We start from the raw sequence: 16,101 nt of genomic DNA on the forward strand, positions 1-16,101 counted from the left end.
CATTATGATCCCACCCGAGCAGCAAACAAAGGAGAACCAATGTCTGACCTGAACCAAGTCATCGCCGACTACGGTGCCGCATGGCAGGAAACCGACGGCGACGCCCGATTGAACCTGCTGAAGCGTTGTTTTTCGGAAAACGGCCGCTATGTCGATCCCACTGCCCAAGTCACGGGGCGAGACGCCCTGAATGCTCATATCGGCGCAGTCCTTCAAAGCTCAAATGGGCGTGTCGAAATTACAAGCCAGACGGTATCGCACCACAACGTCGCACATTTCACCTGGCACATGGTTGGAAAAGACGGGGCTAAGGTGGTCGATGGCCATGACTTTGTCCAACTCGACGCGGACGGACGGATTGCATCTTTGACAGGTTTCTTCGGCAGCCCGGAGCCCTTGACCTGAAGAATTAGACGCTGATTTGTTCGGGTGGATTGTCCAGCAAAGTCCGCAGCCGCAACATCGCATCTTCAAACCGCTGCAACGAGACGTGCCCGTTCATTGCAATACGCACCGCGTTCGGCGCGCGCCCGTCGCGCAAGGCAAACTCGTCAGCCGAGCGTAATTGTATCCCTTCACGCTCGGCGGCCCGACTAAAGGCAGCAGCGCGCCAACCCGATGGCAGGTTCAGCCAGACAAAAGGAACATCCGGCGCCCAGTTCAGGTCAAACCCCCCAAGCGCGTTCACTGTAATGCGCACATACTCTCCCATACGGGCACGCACATCCTCGGCGATCTGACGTGTGCGAGGGTCAGAAAGTAGCAATCGAGTAAGCTCGGCCAGCGGCTGCGCCAATCCAAAATACCCATACTCGGCCGAGCGGCGCAGGTCCGCGCTGCGATCCTTTGGGGCGATTGCAAAACCTACCCGCAAAGCCGGGGTCAAAATTTTGGAGATCGACGACACATGCCACCCCCGCTCGGGCGCCAAAGCGCGATAGCTGGGTTCCTTGGCATCCCCCATGCGGTAGCAATCATCCTCAACGATCTGAATGTCGAATTTCCGAGCAACTTCTACGATCTCCTTGCGACGCTCCAATGGTGTATGCACGCCGGTCGGATTTTGGACTTCGGGAGAAACGCACACGGCTTGGGCAGCGTTTTGTCGTAGAACATGTTCCATGGCCTTGGGATCAACGCCCCATTTGTCCATTTTGACCCCGATTACCTCGGCGCGCATTAATTCTCCAGCGCGGCGGAACCCTGCATAGGACAGGTCTTCGACCAGAACGATCGGCTTCGGACCGCGCAAGATGGTTTGGAACACAAGGCACAGCCCGTTCTGCCCCCCGTGTGTCAGAACGATATCATCATGAGATAAAGCGCCCAACGGCAGATCTGATAACCATTCCACCACGACTTGCCGCATGGGTTGATACGCGTCGCGCGTTGGATAATTCAGGAAAAGACCGGGATCAGCCTGGGAAACCTTTTGCAGGCATTCACGGATCAACGCTACCTGCCCGGCATCTGCCAGTCGTGGGCTGAACAGGCTGACATTCGAGTTGTATTTGTCGTCCCGCAGATGGAGTTGCCGGGACCAGACATCATCCAGAATCGGCGACTTTGGGGGGGCTACAAATGTACCACGCCCAACTTCGGCTTGTAACAAGCCCTCATCGGTCAGGATTGTGTAGGCGCGCGCTACTGTACCTGGCGTGATTTGCAATCGATACGCCAACTCCCGGACCGGAGGAAGTTTAGCGCCTACCTCCAGAGATTTGTTTTCAATTGCTTTTCGTATGGCATCAGCGACCAGAGTGTATTTTGGCCCTTTGGTTTTCGGCAGCACGTCCGGCCAAATTGTATCCATTACAATTCTTCCTTTGCCTTTGACACAATTTCGAATGTATCAAAACACTGTACTAACCGTTACCGACTTGTGTCAATACAATTTGAAAGGACTTCTGAGATGACACGCACAATGCACAACCCCGCCCTCATGCTGCTGAACGACAGTCCCCGGCTGCCGCTGATCGCTGCGCTGGCCGTGCGGTTTGCGGCGGCGGTCACTCAATGGGAACGCCATCGTCGCAGTCGCGTCAACCTGGGCTATCTGGATGACCGTTTGCTGCACGATGTGGGCCTGACCCGCCGCGATGCGCACCGTGAAGTAAAGCGCTATTTCTGGCAGCCTTAACTGATCCCCAGTCCCAATTTATTGGGACCTCTTCCTGGGCCGGGGCCTGCCCCCGGCCTTTTTTATCCGAAGTTTGCCGCTGCTGAGCCTGCGGGCGGGATGGAATAGGTCATCGTTGCACGCGCGACGGGTTCATCCGCGCCTTCGGAAAAGATCAGCACGTCCCCAACCGCCAAGGTTCTGCCGAGTTTAAGCAAGCGGCAGGTCGCGATCAGATCGGCACCACCTTTTGGCTTTCGCAGAAAATCCAGTGAACTGTTGGTCGTCACTGCCAGAGATTGACGCCCCTTTCGTGCCAGAACCATCGCATACACACAGACATCGGCCAGCCCGAACATGGAAGGCCCCGAGACCGTCCCACCGGGGCGCAAATGTCGGTCCTGAACCACAAGACGCATGGCTATGGTGTCTTCGGTCAGATCCTCGACCACAAAATCTTTGTGCACCTGCGGGAACACCTCTTTGAGATATTGTGACAGTTCGTCCCGGTTCATTGCCAAAGCCATACTTCCCCTCCTGCTCTTACCGACCTAGAGTTGGCCCAACTTGGGATCGGAGGGCAAGATGACAATTCTGGAACGTAACGACACAGGCGCGGTTGCAAGGCTGACGATGAACGCCCCGGACCGGCTGAACGCACTTAGCGAAGAGATGCTGGCGGCACTTCAGTCAGAACTTGATGCTCTGCGCGAAGACAGTTCGATCCGGTCTGTGATCCTGTCGGGCTCAGGTAAGGCCTTTTGTGCCGGGCATGATCTGAAGCAGATGACAGCCGGGCGTCAATCCGAGGATGGCGGCAAAGCCTATTTTCAGGATCTGTTTTCACGCTGCGCCAGGATGATGATGTCGATCCAGTCCCTACCCCAGCCCGTCATCGCGCAAGTTCATGGAATTGCGACGGCAGCCGGGTGTCAGTTGGTGGCCACCTGCGACATGGCTGTCGCGGCCGAAGGTACGCGCTTTGGGGTGAACGGCGTTAACATTGGCTTGTTCTGCTCGACACCGATGGTGGCGCTCAGCCGCAACATTCCCAGAAAGCGGGCTTTTGAGATGCTGACAACCGGTGAATTCATCTCTGCCGAGCGCGCCTCAGAGCTGGGTCTGATCAACAAGGTCGTTCCTGAGATGCAACTGGAACAGGAAGCAAACGCGCTGGCAGATCTGGTTGCTTCCAAACTGGGGGCAGCCGTCAAAATCGGAAAAGAGGCGTTTTATCAGCAGCTTCAAATGCCGCTCGACCAAGCCTATGCCTATACCGGCGATGTGATGGCACAGAATATGTTGTACCGGGATACGGAAGAAGGCATTTCCGCCTTTATTGAAAAACGCCCCCCGAATTGGACCCAATGAGGCAATTGTTTTGAACATTTTTTGCCACTGTTTTCATTTTTGCACTTTCCAAAAGGGCAACTCTATGGCAAAGCTGGGTCGAGGCTGAGGCCTCAGGATACTTTTGGGTCGCCGTGGGCGGAAGGTCCCTCCAGCTGGTCTCTCTCACCAGCGCAGACAATCCCGCAGCGGCGACCCCAAGACCCCTCCTTCAAAATTTCGAAACTGGCGATGCCTTAGTTGCGTCCGATTGTGCTGTGCCCTATGTGGCAGCACATGACACAAGTTTTGCATATTGTAGGCGGCGGGATGGCCGGGTCAGAGGCAGCATGGCAAGCCGCTGAAATGGGCGTTGACGTGGTGATTCACGAAATGCGCCCCACCGTTGGCACCTTTGCGCATCAGACCGGCAATCTGGCCGAGATGGTCTGCTCCAATTCGTTCCGCTCGGATGACGACGAGCAGAATGCCGTGGGCCTGCTGCATTGGGAAATGCGCGCGGCGAACGGTCTGATCATGACAACGGCAGATGCCCATCGCCTGCCAGCGGGTGGCGCGCTTGCCGTGGATCGCGATCCTTTTGCCGAAAGCGTCACTGCAAAACTCCGCGCGCACCCGCGTGTAACCGTGACCGACGAAGAAGTGACAAGTCTGCCTGATGACGGCCAGTGGATCTTTGCAACCGGCCCCCTGACATCCCCCGCGCTGGGTAAGGCCATTCAGGCTGAAACCGGCACGGATGCGCTGGCATTCTTCGACGCAATTGCCCCCATTGTTTACGCCGATAGCATCGACATGAGCCAAGCGTGGATGCAATCGCGTTATGACAAGGGCGAGACTGAAGAAGAACGTACGGCCTATCTGAACTGTCCAATGGACCGGGATCAGTACGAAGCTTTCATCGATGCTCTTCTGGCGGCGGACAAAACCGAATTCCACGAAGGGGAAACAGCCGGGTATTTTGACGGCTGCCTGCCTATCGAGGTCATGGCTGAACGCGGGCGCGAAACCCTGCGTCATGGGCCGATGAAGCCGGTGGGCTTGACCAATCCGCACGCACCGGACGTAAAACCACATGCAGTGGTTCAGTTGCGCCGCGACAACGCGTTGGGCACGTTGTTCAACATCGTGGGCTTCCAGACCAAGATGAAATACGGTGCCCAGACCGACGTGTTCCGCATGATCCCAGGGCTTGAGAGCGCCAGTTTTGCACGCCTAGGCGGCATTCACCGCAATACGTTTATCAACTCACCTACCCTGCTTGATGCGCAAATGCGGTTGAAATCCAAGCCCAACATCCGCTTTGCCGGGCAGATTACGGGTGTCGAAGGTTACGTCGAAAGCGCGGCGATGGGATTGCTGGCCGGACGTCTGGCTGCCGCTGAAATTCTGGGGCGCGAACTGCCGGAAGTGCCGCAGGACAGCGCCATGGGTGCTTTGATCCATCACATAACAGGTGGGGCCGAGGCCAAGACCTTTCAGCCGATGAATGTAAACTTCGGCCTGTTCCGCCCGGTGGATGGTCTGAAAGGCGGTCGACGGGGTCGGAAAGACCGGTACAAGGCCTATACCGACCGGGCCAAAGCCGAATGGAACACGTGGTTGGACCATTGCTGACTGGACGTGCAACATAATCTCGGCCTAGCATGTTGAGATGAGCGAAAAGTTCCTGAACAGCACCTACGACCTCGACACTCCGCAAGAAACTGAAACGCACTATCGGAACTGGGCGGCGACCTACGAAGATGAGGTTGCCGAACAGGGATACGCCACTCCGGGCCGTGTAGCTGCCGCCTTGTGGTCTATCCACCCAAAGCCTGAGACTCCCATTCTGGATTACGGATGCGGCACCGGATTGTCGGGCCTGGCGTTGCGCGCTGCCGGTTTTGAGATCATCGATGGTATGGATCCAACCCAAGAAATGCTGGAAGAGGCTGAGGCCAAGGGGGCTTACCGAACCCTGACCAGTTTTGACATTACCGAGCCCGCTCCGCTAAAGCGTGGCGCGTATTCGGTGATCACTGCGATTGGCGTTATCGGTCAGGGTGCAGCTCCGCCCGAGACTTTCGACATGTTGATGCACGCCCTGCCCAAAGGCGGATTGCTGGCATTTTCTTTCAATGATCACGCGTTGGCAGATTACAAATTCACCTGCCGCCTGTCCGATTGGGTCGACATGGGGGCCGCTCGTCTGTTATTTCGTGAACATGGGCCACATCTGCCCGGCATAAACCTTAACTCAGACGTGTATGTATTAGAAAAAGCGTGACTTTCACAACTCGCTTCGCGCCATCCCCAACAGGGCCGCTTCACCTTGGACACGCGTATTCGGCGCTGCTGGCCCATGACATGGCAGTTGCAAAGCACGGTCAGTTCCTTCTGCGGATCGAAGATATAGATATGTCCCGCTCGCGTCCACAGTGGGAGGTTCAGATCTACGATGATCTCAGTTGGTTGGGACTGACATGGCCAGAACCTGTGATGCGCCAGTCGGATCGCCTGAGAGTTTATGACCAAGCGCTGGATCAATTGTGGAGGCAAGGACTGCTGTATCCCTGCACCTGCAACCGCAAAGACATCGCCGCCGCCGCAAGCGCACCGCAGGAAGGCGCGCCGCTGCATGGGCCCGATGGGATCATATACCCTGGTACATGTCGAAATAGATTTATTGGCAAGGATTTAGGGGCGCTTCCTCGTCCAAAAGAAGCGCCTTTGCGATTGAATGTCGCTAATGCATTTCAGACGATCCGCGACTCTGACAGGTTTCATTTCACCGAACTTGGCTCGGGACCTGATGGCGAAACCGGTACGATCACCTTCTCTCCTGACGAAATGGAAACAACAATCGGCGACGTTGTCCTGTCCCGTCGGGACATGGGTACCTCGTACCATTTGTCCGTCGTACTGGACGACGCGGCTCAGGGGATCATCCGGGTGGTCCGCGGTCAGGACCTGTTCGAAGCAACCCGCATACATGTCCTGCTTCAGGCCCTGCTGGATTTACCCACGCCCGAGTATTACCACCACGATCTGATCCGTGATGATGCGGGCAAGCGTCTGGCCAAACGTGACGACGCGCGTGCGATCTCGAAATACAGGGCCGAAGGCGCCAGCCCCGCAGACATTCGGCGTATGGTCGGACTTTGACCTTGCGCCATTATTCCATCGGGGCCATCAGTTCCGTCTCGACCCCATCCCGCACAGCCGTGTAGAAACAGGTCCGGCGGTTGGTGTGGCAGGCAGCCCCAGTTTGGTGCACCAGAACCAGCAGGCAATCCCGATCGCAATCGATCCGAAAATCCACAAGCTCCTGCACATGCCCCGAGGTTTCGCCCTTGATCCAGAAGGCCTGACGAGACCGTGACCAATAGGTTACCCTGCCCGTTTCCAGCGTTTTTTCAACAGCTTGCGCATTCATCCATGCCATCATCAGAACCTCGCCTGACGATTCATCCTGCGCAATCGCGGGGATCAAACCTGCCTCGTTGTATTTCAAGGCAGAAGGATCAAATACGACGGGATCAGACATGTGAAAAACCTTTTGCATCCGGTGGGCTGACGACTATGTATGAGGAACACACGACGAGGGAAAGCCATGAGCGGCGAGAACGACCTGATTAAACTGTATTCCGGGCGCATTCTGGCGCTGGCGGCGGACATTCCGCATCTGGACCGGCTGGAAGACCCTGATGCAACGGTCAAGAAACGCTCACCTTTGTGCGGTTCGACGGTGACGGTGGATGTAAAGGTTCACGATGGTCGCGTCAGCGCCTTTGGTCAGGACGTGAAGGCTTGTGCTCTGGGGCAAGCTTCTGCTTCGGTCGTTGGAGACGCTGTTATCGGGGCCACACGCGCGCAGGTCGAAGCCGCACGTGATCAGCTTGCTGCAATGTTGAAGAAAGACGGCCCCGTGCCGGACGCGCCCTTTCACGGGCTTGAGGTTCTCATGCCCGCGCGGGACTATAAGAACCGCCACGCTTCGATCCTGCTGGCGCTGGATGCCACAGCCGAAGCCATGGCGCAGGCGGAACAGGCGCACTGCGCCTGATTGTAGCTATTTGAGACGAACCCGTTTACCCTCCGCTCAGATTTGAGGAGGGATGGGTTTGGATAATCTGCTTGAGCATTTTGTGACACTATGGGTCGTCATTGACCCGATCGGCACAATTCCTGTGTTTATCGCCGTAACTGCCGGCCTGAGCGCTGCGGCCCGACGGAAAACGGCCTTGTTGGCCGCCATCATAAGCGCCGGGGTGTTACTGTTCTTCCTTGTATTTGGCCAATTGTTGATCGAAGCGCTGGATATCGGCCTGAATTCGTTTCAGGTGGCCGGTGGCATCATCCTGTTTCTGTTCGCGCTGACCATGATCTTTGGCGAAAGCAAACAGGACATCGAACAACGGCAGGCGGAAGAGGACCTGGAAGACAAGTACCACAAGCAAAACCCGGCGATTTTTCCTCTGGCCGTACCCTCGTTGGCGTCACCGGGTGCCATGCTGGCCATCGTCATTCTGACCGATAACCATCGGTACAGCGCGACGGATCAAGGAATCACGGCGCTGGTCATGCTGTCCGTGCTGTTGGTTGCTTTTGTTCTGATGCTTCTGGCAGAGCCGATCATTCGTTGGATCGGCCATTCAGGCGCGGCGATCATCAGCCGCATCATGGGGATGATACTGGCGTCCGTTGCGGTCAATTCCGTCCTGTCCGCGCTGCTTGAGATTTTCAAAACCGGTCAATTGTAAAAAAAGCCGCCGCACCTTCCGGGCGAAAGGGCGGCGGCAGGCATTGCGTGTCTCGTGTGGGGTCCGGTTCACCGCGCGGGGCCGAGGCATGGCCCCTCAAGGGGTTTGGGACAGGCAGGTCACCCTTGACTGAAATGGGGATGACAGCGCGGTTTGTTCGGCACGAGATCGCAGGCAGAAAGGCTTAGAATCCAACCGGCAGGTGAAGCGCAACCATCAGGATCACGACCAGAGACATCACGCCAACCGCATCCTGAAGGATGGTCGATTGCGCGCGGCTGAAAGCGGTCTTGATCTGGGTCAGCATAGGGTCACCTCCGGGCAGAGTTTTAATCCTTTGTTGACCTTTTGTTCTCACATTTACTCGAGTCGGTAAAGAACTTTTTGAGAACATTTGTGAACTTTTTAGAACGTCGAGTCTAACCCACTGAAATCAAACGGATTGCTTGATCTTGTTTCATCAGCCACAGAAGAACACGTGCCGCTCGTCCCCGATCCGAGGTCAGTTTGGGGTCCGCATTCAGCAACGCCCGTGCATCGGACTGGGCCACAGCCATCAAACCGGCCTGACGTTCCAGATCAGCTATACGGAACTTGGGCAGACCGGATTGCGCTGTTCCGATCAGATCCCCGGCGCCGCGCATTTCTAGATCGGTTTCGGAAATGCGGAACCCGTCTTCGGTTTCGCGCAGAACCTCCAGCCGCTTGCGGCCTCCTTCGCTCAGCGGCGGTTGGTACATCAGCAGGCACGTCGAGTCCGCGTCGCCACGCCCCACGCGCCCGCGCAATTGGTGCAATTGCGCCAATCCAAAAATCTCCGCGCGCTCAATGACCATGATCGTAGCGTTGGGAACATTGACCCCTACTTCGATGACGGTCGTAGCCACCAACACCTTGGTGTCACCGCTCTGAAAGGCGCTCATGGCCGCGTCTTTGTCTGCGGGCGGCATTTGCCCGTGCACCAGCCCTACCACACCGTCGCCCAGAATAGCACGCAGCCGCTTGAACCGTTCTTCTGCGGCCGTTAGGTCCGAGACCTCGGATTCGTCCACCAAGGGGCAGACCCAATAGCACTGCCGCCCCTCTTCAATCGCGCGGCGCAGGTGTGACACGACCTCGTCCATGCGCTGCGTGCTGACGATCGCTGTCTTGATCGGTTTTCGACCCGGCGGCTTTTCGTCCAGCACCGACACGTCCATATCCCCATATTGCGCCAGCGCGAGGCTGCGCGGGATCGGCGTTGCTGTCATAACCAGAACGTCGGCTCCCTGCCCTTTCTCAGACAGTTCCATCCGTTGCCGAACGCCGAACCGGTGCTGTTCGTCGACGATGGCCAGATGCAGAGCTTTAAACTCCACATCATTCTGAAACACGGCATGGGTACCCACCAGAATATGAATCTTGCCCTGCTTCAAAGCGCCAAGCTTGGCGCGACGCTCCGCTCCCTTATCGCGCCCGGTGAGCAGCTCCAGAACCACCCCAGCCTTTTCTGCCAGCGGTCGTAACCCTTCCAGATGTTGGCGCGCGAGTATCTCGGTCGGGGCCATCATCACACCTTGCCCGCCAGCCTCGACTGCGATCAGCAGTGCCATGAAGGCCACCAAGGTTTTACCCGCCCCTACGTCCCCCTGAAGCAAGCGGTTCATGCGAGTTTCGGATGCCATGTCGGCCGAGATTTCTTCAATCGCACGGCATTGTGCCCCGGTCGGGCGATACGGAAGGCTTGCCAGCACTTTGGACTGCAACGCTCCGGTCGCAACGCTGACAACACCCCGTGACTTACGTTCCCGCTGCCGCGCCAGAGCCAGCGTCAACTGGTGCGCAAACAGTTCGTCATAGGCCAAACGCTGACGCGCAGGCGCAAATGGAGCGACATCATCCGCCCCTTGCGGATTGTGACCTGCGCGAATGGCCGAGGCCCAATCCGGCCAGTTTTGTTGCGCCACTTGCGCGGGATCAATCCATTCCTCAAGCTCGGGGGTTCGCGCCAACGCGCTGCGGCTGGCCTTGAACGCTGTTTTCTGGGTCAGCCCCTGTGTCAGGTGATAGACCGGCTCGAATTCCGGGATCTCCCCGGCCTGTTCGACCGGCAGCATGTGGTCCGGATGCACCATCTGGGCCATGCCATCGAACAGTTCCAGCTTGCCCGAAACCACCCGGCGCGCGCCCTGAGGCAGCACTTTCTTCAGGTAATCCCCGCGCGCATGAAAGAAGACCAGCTGAAAATCGGCCTGACTGTCTTCGACATGAACACGGTAGGCTCCGCCTTTGTTGCGTGGCGGTCTGTGCGGGCCAACAGTCACCTCCACGGTCAGCGTAGCAGGCAGATCAGCACCCTGGATCGTATCACGCCTGCGCCGGTCGACCACGGCATATGGCAACCCAAACAATACGTCGCGCGGGCTTTCCACGCCGGTCTGCGCCATGACCTGCGCGGTTTTGGGGCCAACACCTTCAAGTGTTTCCAATCCCGCAAAAAGCGGGAAAAGCTGTTCAGGCCGCCCGCTCATGCGCCTTCGATCAGCTGCAACCAGCCATCCTCATCCAGAGTTTCGATACCAAGCTCTGCCGCCTTCTTCGCCTTTGACCCAGCCCCGGGACCAGCGACCAGAATATCGGTTTTCTTACTGACAGAGCCTGACACTTTCGCGCCCAACGCTTCGGCCCGGGCCTTGGCTTCGGCGCGTGTCATCTTTTCCAGCGTTCCGGTGAAAACGACGGTTTTGCCTGCCACTGGACTATCCGAAGCGGGCGCATCGGGCGCGACAACCGTCAGTTCCTTGCGCAACGTGTCGAAAGCACGCCTCTCTTCCAAATTAGCAAACGCATCCGACAGCGACAGGCCAAGCGTTGCGCCGATCCCATCGATGCCAATCAAATCAAACCACGCGGCATTGGCCTCGGCAGACGCGTTTGCCGTTGTGATGGCTGCGTCCCGCACCTCTTTGAGGCGGGCGCGACGGCCCTCAGCCTGCGCAGCCGCGCGTTCCGCATCTTCCGCCTCATCCGCTTGTCTTTGAGCCAGAGCGGCGGGGCGCGCTGTATCAAGCGCCTGCGCCATGGCATCCCAATCGCGGTAATAAAGCGCCAGATCGCGGGCACCGACTTCACCCACATGTCGAATCCCCAACGCAAACAACAGGCGCGCAAATGGAATGGTGCGCTTTTCGTCGATTGCGGCAAACAGGTTTCCGGCCGAGGTTTCCCCCCAACCATCGCGGTTTTTCAGCCGCGCCAGATTACCTTTGTCGCGCTGTTGCAACGTAAAGATATCTGCGGGGGTATTAATCGGCAGGACCGGATCATCATAGAACATCTCGATCTGTTTTGCGCCCAGCCCCTCGATGTCAAACGCCTTGCGGGAGACAAAATGCTTCAGCTTTTCAACGGCCTGCGCCGGACAAATCAAGCCGCCGGTACACCGGCGTACAGCGTCGCCCTCCTCGCGGATCGCTTCGCTTTGGCATTCAGGACAGCGTGTCGGAAAGACATAGGGCTGAGCATCATCGGGACGCTTGGAAAGATCTACATCCGACAATTTCGGAATCACATCCCCGGCGCGATATACCTGCACCCAGTCGCCGACACGAATATCCTTGCCTTCGCGGATCGTGCCGCCCTTGGCATCGCGCCCGGCAATATAGTCTTCATTGTGCAATGTTGCATTGGACACAACAACGCCGCCAACCGTCACCGGATGCAAACGCGCCACGGGGCTGAGCGCGCCGGTGCGACCGACCTGAATGTCGATCGCCTCCAATCTTGTCCAAGCCAATTCGGCGGGAAATTTGTGTGCAATCGCCCATCGCGGCGTGGTTGAACGGAACCCCAATCGCGATTGAAGGGTCAAGTCATTCACTTTGTAAACGACCCCGTCAATGTCATAACCCAAGGTCGAACGTTGCGCTTCAATATCCTGGTAATGCTTGAGTATTTCTTGGGTTGTATCACACAGACGAGTCAGTGTGTTTGTTGAAAACCCAAGAGTTTTTAGCCGCTCAATCGCTTTCATTTGCGTATCAGCCAGAGGTTCGGACAATTCGCCCCAAGCATAGGCGAAGAACTTCAGCGGGCGGGACCGCGTGATTTCCGAATCCAACTGCCGCAAAGACCCTGCGGCTGCGTTGCGTGGGTTGGCAAAGGGCTTTCCGCCCCGTTCCGCCTGCCGCGCGTTCAGCGCCTCGAAATCCGCGTGAGACATATAGACCTCACCGCGGACCTCCAGAACGTCTGGTGCATTGTGCAATTGCTGAGGGATATCGGTAATCGTGCGCGCATTGGCTGTCACGTTCTCGCCAACTTCGCCATCCCCACGGGTTGCAGCCTGAACAAGCTGGCCGTTTTCATACCGCAATGACAAAGACAGGCCGTCAATCTTTGGCTCCGCCGTGAAGGACAAAGGTTCATTCGCGCCCAGACCCAGATATTTTCGGATCGATCTTTCGAAATCGGCCACGTCCTCATCATCAAAGGCATTGCCCAGCGACATCATCCGCACCGCATGGGTGACTTTCGAAAACCCATCTGCCGCTTTGGCCCCCACCTGATCCGACGGGCTGTCGGCGCGTTTGAGATCGGGAAAACGCGCTTCGATTTTGGCATTCCGGCGTTTCAGAGCGTCATAGTCTGCATCCGACATCTCGGGGGCGTCTGCCCCATGATAGAGCGTGTTTGCACGTGACAGTACTTCCGCCAGGCGCGCCAGTTCTGCACGCGCTTCGTCTTCGGTCAGATCAGATATGGAAATGGAGTTGCTCATGGCCTCGCCCTGTCACGCGTTCTTGGACCTCAGTGATAGGGCGAGGCCATGGCCAGGTCCAGACGTGCTGAGCCGTGAGTGCAAAGTGCCGCCCTGGACCACCGGCGGCACTGGTGGTTCAAATCAGAGGCCGACCGCCATCCGGGTCTCGTCCAAAGTGTTGCTTTGTGGGTCGCGCAGAACATATCCGCGCCCCCAGACGGTTTCGATGTAATTCTCGCCACCTGTCGCGTTGCTGAGCTTTTTGCGCAGTTTGCAGATGAACACGTCGATGATCTTCAGTTCAGGTTCGTCCATGCCGCCATACAGGTGATTCAGGAACATTTCTTTCGTCAGCGTTGTGCCCTTACGCAGGCTGAGCAGTTCCAGCATCTGGTATTCCTTGCCGGTTAGATGCACCGTCTTGCCATCCACCTCGACAGTTTTGGCATCCAGATTCACAGCAACGCGTCCGGTGTGGATGATGGATTGTGAATGCCCTTTGGACCGGCGGATGATGGCGTGGATTCGTGCCACCAGCTCTTCGCGATGGAAGGGCTTGGTCAGATAGTCATCCGCGCCGAATCCAAAGCCTTTGATCTTGCTTTCGGTGTCATCAGCGCCAGACAAGATCAGAATCGGTGTTTCGACCCGGGCAATCCGCAATTGGCGCAGAACCTCATGCCCGTTCATATCCGGCAGGTTCAGGTCCAACAGGATCAGATCGTAATCATAGAGTTTCGCCAGATCGATTCCTTCTTCGCCAAGATCCGTTGCATAGACGTTCAGATTTGCGTGCGTCAGCATCAATTCGATGCTTTTGGACGTAGTCGGATCATCCTCGACAAGAAGTATTCGCATTTTTCACTGCTCCAATTCGGGTCAATAATTCCAATTAAAAATAAACCTGACCAAGAATGGTTAATCTGACGTTACCGTTGAATCATTTATTCACGCTCTCCCATAGGTTGTCGATACTTTTTTAAGGCGGTGGCCTTTAACGCCTCAACCCCGTGTTCTGCGACCAGGGAGACCCAGCCGTTGAATTCTTCGTCGCTGATTCCGTATGTTTTCTTTGCCTCCGACAGGCTGATCAAACCGTAAAGTACCCCACGCACGACCAGAATCTTGCGCGAGGCGACCCATCGCCGTGTGTTTGCCGGCGGCAGATCGGCACGCGTCAAAATTGTTCCATCCGACAGTGAAACAGACCTTGGCCCTTCAACTTTGTGCAAATACATCGCTTTACCCTTCTTGCTGCATCAAAGCTGGCACAAGCCTACTTAAGGTCGTATGAAACCGCCCCTTGAGAGTGTGTAGAATTTTCCTATATTCTGCCGGTCTTTCTTAACCCGGACTGGAATCTGCAATGGCCCTCGATACCGAGACCCCGCTGAACTCGCTTGGCTTTGCCAAACCGCCCTCGGAAACGCGGGTGGTTGTGGCGATGTCGGGCGGTGTTGATAGCTCTGTCGTTGCGGCCTATCTGGCGGATCAGGGCTATGACGTGGTGGGCGTGACGCTTCAGCTATATGACCATGGCGCGGCGTTGGCCAAGAAAGGCGCGTGCTGTGCCGGGATCGATATCCACGACGCACGCCGCGTGGCGGAAGAGCGTGGCTTCCCCCACTACGTTCTGGACTATGAGAACATCTTCAAAGATGCGGTGATCGACGAATTTGCCGACAGCTATCTGGCGGGCGCGACCCCTGTGCCCTGCATTCGCTGCAATGAGCGCGTAAAGTTCAAGGACTTGCTGGAAACCGCCAAGGATCTTGAGGCCGACTGTATGGCGACTGGTCACTACATTCAGCGCAAGATGGGGCCAAACGGCCCGGAACTGCACAGCGCCGAAGATGCGAACCGCGATCAGTCCTATTTCCTGTTCTCAACCACACCGGAACAGCTGGATTACCTGCGCTTCCCACTGGGTCACCTGCCCTCGAAAGACGCGACACGCGAGATGGCGGCCCAGTACGGGCTGTCTGTAGCTGACAAGCCCGACAGTCAGGATATCTGTTTCGTGCCCAATGGCAATTATGCCAGCGTGATCGAAAAGCTGCGCCCGGGTGCCGCGGAACCGGGCGAGATCGTCCATGCCGATGGCCGGGTTTTAGCGCAGCATGACGGCGTTATCCACTACACCATTGGTCAGCGCCGCGGTCTTGGCATTGGTGGCCTGAGCGAGCCGCTTTATGTAGTTAAGCTGGACGTCGACAAGAAACAGGTCGTTGTCGGCCCGAAAGAGATGCTGGCGACCCGCGTCGTCCCGGTGCGTGAAATCAACTGGCTGGGCGATGAACCCTTCACATCGCGCGATGAATGGCACCTGTCGGTCAAAGTCCGCTCGACCCGCCCCCCGCGTGAAGCGATCATTCGGCCCCTGTCAGACACGACGGCCGAGGTTGAACTGCTGACGCCCGAGGAAGGCATCTCTCCGGGGCAGGCCTGTGTGTTCTATGCTGGTGAAGGCAGCCGCATTTTTGGTGGCGGCTGGATCTGGCGCGGATACTAGGCCGATACCGGCTCAACCTCAGTCTCGATCTGGATTTGCAGCGCGTCGTTGAAGCGGTTGAAAGCCCCAGTCAGGGCTATGCGCCATGTCAACTCGACGAGCTGGGCATCACTGAACCATTCGCGCAGGTCCGACACTTCGGCATCTCGCATTCGACCTGACCGTGTTGTCACTGCCTCAGCATAGCGCACCACCGCTTTGTCGCAGGCATCCAGTTCCGGGTGATCCTCAACATCCGGCAGGCGCGCGGCACCTTCAGCGCTGAGCCCAGTCACGGTCAGCCAGGGCGTATGGTGTGAGACGCAGTAGTCGCAGGCGTTCAGTTTCGACACGGTCACCATGGCCAGTTCCAGCGCACGGCGCGGCAGGTTTTCCTGTTCCCGCAAATCAGTCAGCATTCCCGTGACATGTTCCAGAACCGGGGGACAGTACGCCGCCACGCGGGCCCAATTGTCGAACGGGCCATACGCGCCCAACGCCGAATGCGACGCGCGCGCATCGTCGGTCATTTCCTGATCCGACAAAGGTGGAATGCGGGTCATGATGAAGGCTCCTTTTTTCGGCAAGGATATCTCAGGTCCATGTCACTGCAACAGTCGCTTGGGGATCACATGCGCGAGACAAGGGTTTTCCC

The 16,101-nt window shown here is 57.2% G+C and carries 18 protein-coding genes; 9 read left to right on the forward strand and 9 right to left on the reverse strand.

The window, feature by feature from the left end; genetic code table 11:
* The first annotated feature begins 39 nt into the window (after positions 1–39).
* A complete protein-coding gene (locus tag ACR0LF_RS02750) occupies positions 40–405 on the forward strand; it encodes a nuclear transport factor 2 family protein (protein ID WP_480574611.1) in 366 nt (121 codons plus the stop codon).
* Between the two features lie 4 nt (positions 406–409).
* Here the strand turns inward: ACR0LF_RS02750 and ACR0LF_RS02755 are convergent, their stop codons facing one another.
* Complete coding sequence (locus tag ACR0LF_RS02755) at positions 410–1,813, reverse strand: aminotransferase-like domain-containing protein (protein ID WP_480574614.1); 1,404 nt, start codon at positions 1,811–1,813, stop codon at positions 410–412.
* A 99-nt stretch (positions 1,814–1,912) separates the two neighbouring features.
* Between ACR0LF_RS02755 and ACR0LF_RS02760 the strand changes: the two genes are divergently transcribed.
* Positions 1,913–2,140: a DUF1127 domain-containing protein gene (locus tag ACR0LF_RS02760; RefSeq protein WP_480574617.1), complete on the forward strand. Its 228-nt coding sequence runs from the start codon at positions 1,913–1,915 to the stop codon at positions 2,138–2,140.
* A gap of 62 nt (positions 2,141–2,202) precedes the next feature.
* On the opposite strand, the gene ACR0LF_RS02765 is transcribed toward ACR0LF_RS02760, so the two are convergent.
* Positions 2,203–2,646: a PaaI family thioesterase gene (locus tag ACR0LF_RS02765; protein WP_480574620.1), complete on the reverse strand. Its 444-nt coding sequence runs from the start codon at positions 2,644–2,646 to the stop codon at positions 2,203–2,205.
* Between the two features lie 58 nt (positions 2,647–2,704).
* Here ACR0LF_RS02765 and ACR0LF_RS02770 point away from each other — a divergent pair, with 58 nt between their 5' ends.
* From ACR0LF_RS02770 to gluQRS, 4 genes are all read left to right on the forward strand, one after another.
* A complete protein-coding gene (locus tag ACR0LF_RS02770; RefSeq protein ID WP_480574623.1) occupies positions 2,705–3,490 on the forward strand; it encodes an enoyl-CoA hydratase in 786 nt (261 codons plus the stop codon).
* A gap of 255 nt (positions 3,491–3,745) precedes the next feature.
* A complete protein-coding gene (trmFO, locus tag ACR0LF_RS02775; RefSeq protein WP_480574626.1) occupies positions 3,746–5,086 on the forward strand; it encodes a methylenetetrahydrofolate--tRNA-(uracil(54)-C(5))-methyltransferase (FADH(2)-oxidizing) TrmFO in 1,341 nt (446 codons plus the stop codon).
* Between the two features lie 37 nt (positions 5,087–5,123).
* A complete protein-coding gene (locus tag ACR0LF_RS02780) occupies positions 5,124–5,738 on the forward strand; it encodes a class I SAM-dependent DNA methyltransferase (RefSeq protein ID WP_480574629.1) in 615 nt (204 codons plus the stop codon).
* Positions 5,735–6,616, forward strand: coding sequence for a tRNA glutamyl-Q(34) synthetase GluQRS (gluQRS, locus tag ACR0LF_RS02785; RefSeq protein WP_480574632.1), 882 nt, complete (start codon positions 5,735–5,737; stop codon positions 6,614–6,616). Before ACR0LF_RS02780 ends, gluQRS begins: the two co-directional genes overlap by 4 nt.
* Before the next feature lie 10 nt (positions 6,617–6,626).
* On the opposite strand, the gene hisI is transcribed toward gluQRS, so the two are convergent.
* Positions 6,627–7,016 (reverse strand): phosphoribosyl-AMP cyclohydrolase, encoded by a 390-nt coding sequence (hisI, locus tag ACR0LF_RS02790; protein ID WP_480574635.1) that lies wholly within the window; start codon positions 7,014–7,016, stop codon positions 6,627–6,629.
* A 48-nt stretch (positions 7,017–7,064) separates the two neighbouring features.
* Here hisI and ACR0LF_RS02795 point away from each other — a divergent pair, with 48 nt between their 5' ends.
* Both ACR0LF_RS02795 and ACR0LF_RS02800 read left to right on the forward strand, forming a co-directional pair.
* Positions 7,065–7,517, forward strand: a complete 453-nt coding sequence (locus ACR0LF_RS02795; protein WP_480574638.1) for an iron-sulfur cluster assembly scaffold protein — start codon at positions 7,065–7,067, stop codon at positions 7,515–7,517.
* A 58-nt stretch (positions 7,518–7,575) separates the two neighbouring features.
* Positions 7,576–8,214 (forward strand): MarC family protein, encoded by a 639-nt coding sequence (locus ACR0LF_RS02800; RefSeq protein WP_480574641.1) that lies wholly within the window; start codon positions 7,576–7,578, stop codon positions 8,212–8,214.
* 184 nt (positions 8,215–8,398) lie between these two features.
* Here ACR0LF_RS02800 and ACR0LF_RS02805 read toward each other — a convergent pair whose 3' ends face one another.
* The 5 genes from ACR0LF_RS02805 to sciP form a co-directional block, all read right to left on the reverse strand.
* Positions 8,399–8,521 (reverse strand): hypothetical protein, encoded by a 123-nt coding sequence (locus ACR0LF_RS02805; RefSeq protein ID WP_256367922.1) that lies wholly within the window; start codon positions 8,519–8,521, stop codon positions 8,399–8,401.
* A 112-nt stretch (positions 8,522–8,633) separates the two neighbouring features.
* A complete protein-coding gene (gene recG / locus ACR0LF_RS02810; protein ID WP_480574644.1) occupies positions 8,634–10,724 on the reverse strand; it encodes an ATP-dependent DNA helicase RecG in 2,091 nt (696 codons plus the stop codon).
* Positions 10,721–12,973, reverse strand: a complete 2,253-nt coding sequence (ligA, locus tag ACR0LF_RS02815) for an NAD-dependent DNA ligase LigA (RefSeq protein ID WP_480574647.1) — start codon at positions 12,971–12,973, stop codon at positions 10,721–10,723. The genes recG and ligA overlap by 4 nt, the downstream gene beginning before the upstream one ends.
* Positions 12,974–13,096: 123 nt before the next feature.
* Positions 13,097–13,813 (reverse strand): response regulator transcription factor CtrA, encoded by a 717-nt coding sequence (ctrA, locus tag ACR0LF_RS02820; RefSeq protein ID WP_050602406.1) that lies wholly within the window; start codon positions 13,811–13,813, stop codon positions 13,097–13,099.
* Positions 13,814–13,899: 86 nt separating this feature from the next.
* Positions 13,900–14,193, reverse strand: a complete 294-nt coding sequence (gene sciP, locus ACR0LF_RS02825; RefSeq protein WP_480574651.1) for a CtrA inhibitor SciP — start codon at positions 14,191–14,193, stop codon at positions 13,900–13,902.
* A 128-nt stretch (positions 14,194–14,321) separates the two neighbouring features.
* On the opposite strand from sciP, the gene mnmA reads away from it, so the two are divergent.
* On the forward strand, positions 14,322–15,467 hold the full coding sequence (mnmA, locus tag ACR0LF_RS02830) for a tRNA 2-thiouridine(34) synthase MnmA (protein ID WP_480574654.1): 1,146 nt from the start codon (positions 14,322–14,324) through the stop codon (positions 15,465–15,467).
* Here the strand turns inward: mnmA and ACR0LF_RS02835 are convergent.
* Positions 15,464–16,009, reverse strand: a complete 546-nt coding sequence (locus ACR0LF_RS02835; protein ID WP_480574657.1) for a carboxymuconolactone decarboxylase family protein — start codon at positions 16,007–16,009, stop codon at positions 15,464–15,466. The genes mnmA and ACR0LF_RS02835 overlap by 4 nt on opposite strands.
* Positions 16,010–16,101: the final 92 nt, after the last annotated feature.

This window comes from Ruegeria sp. E8, from assembly GCF_056533985.1.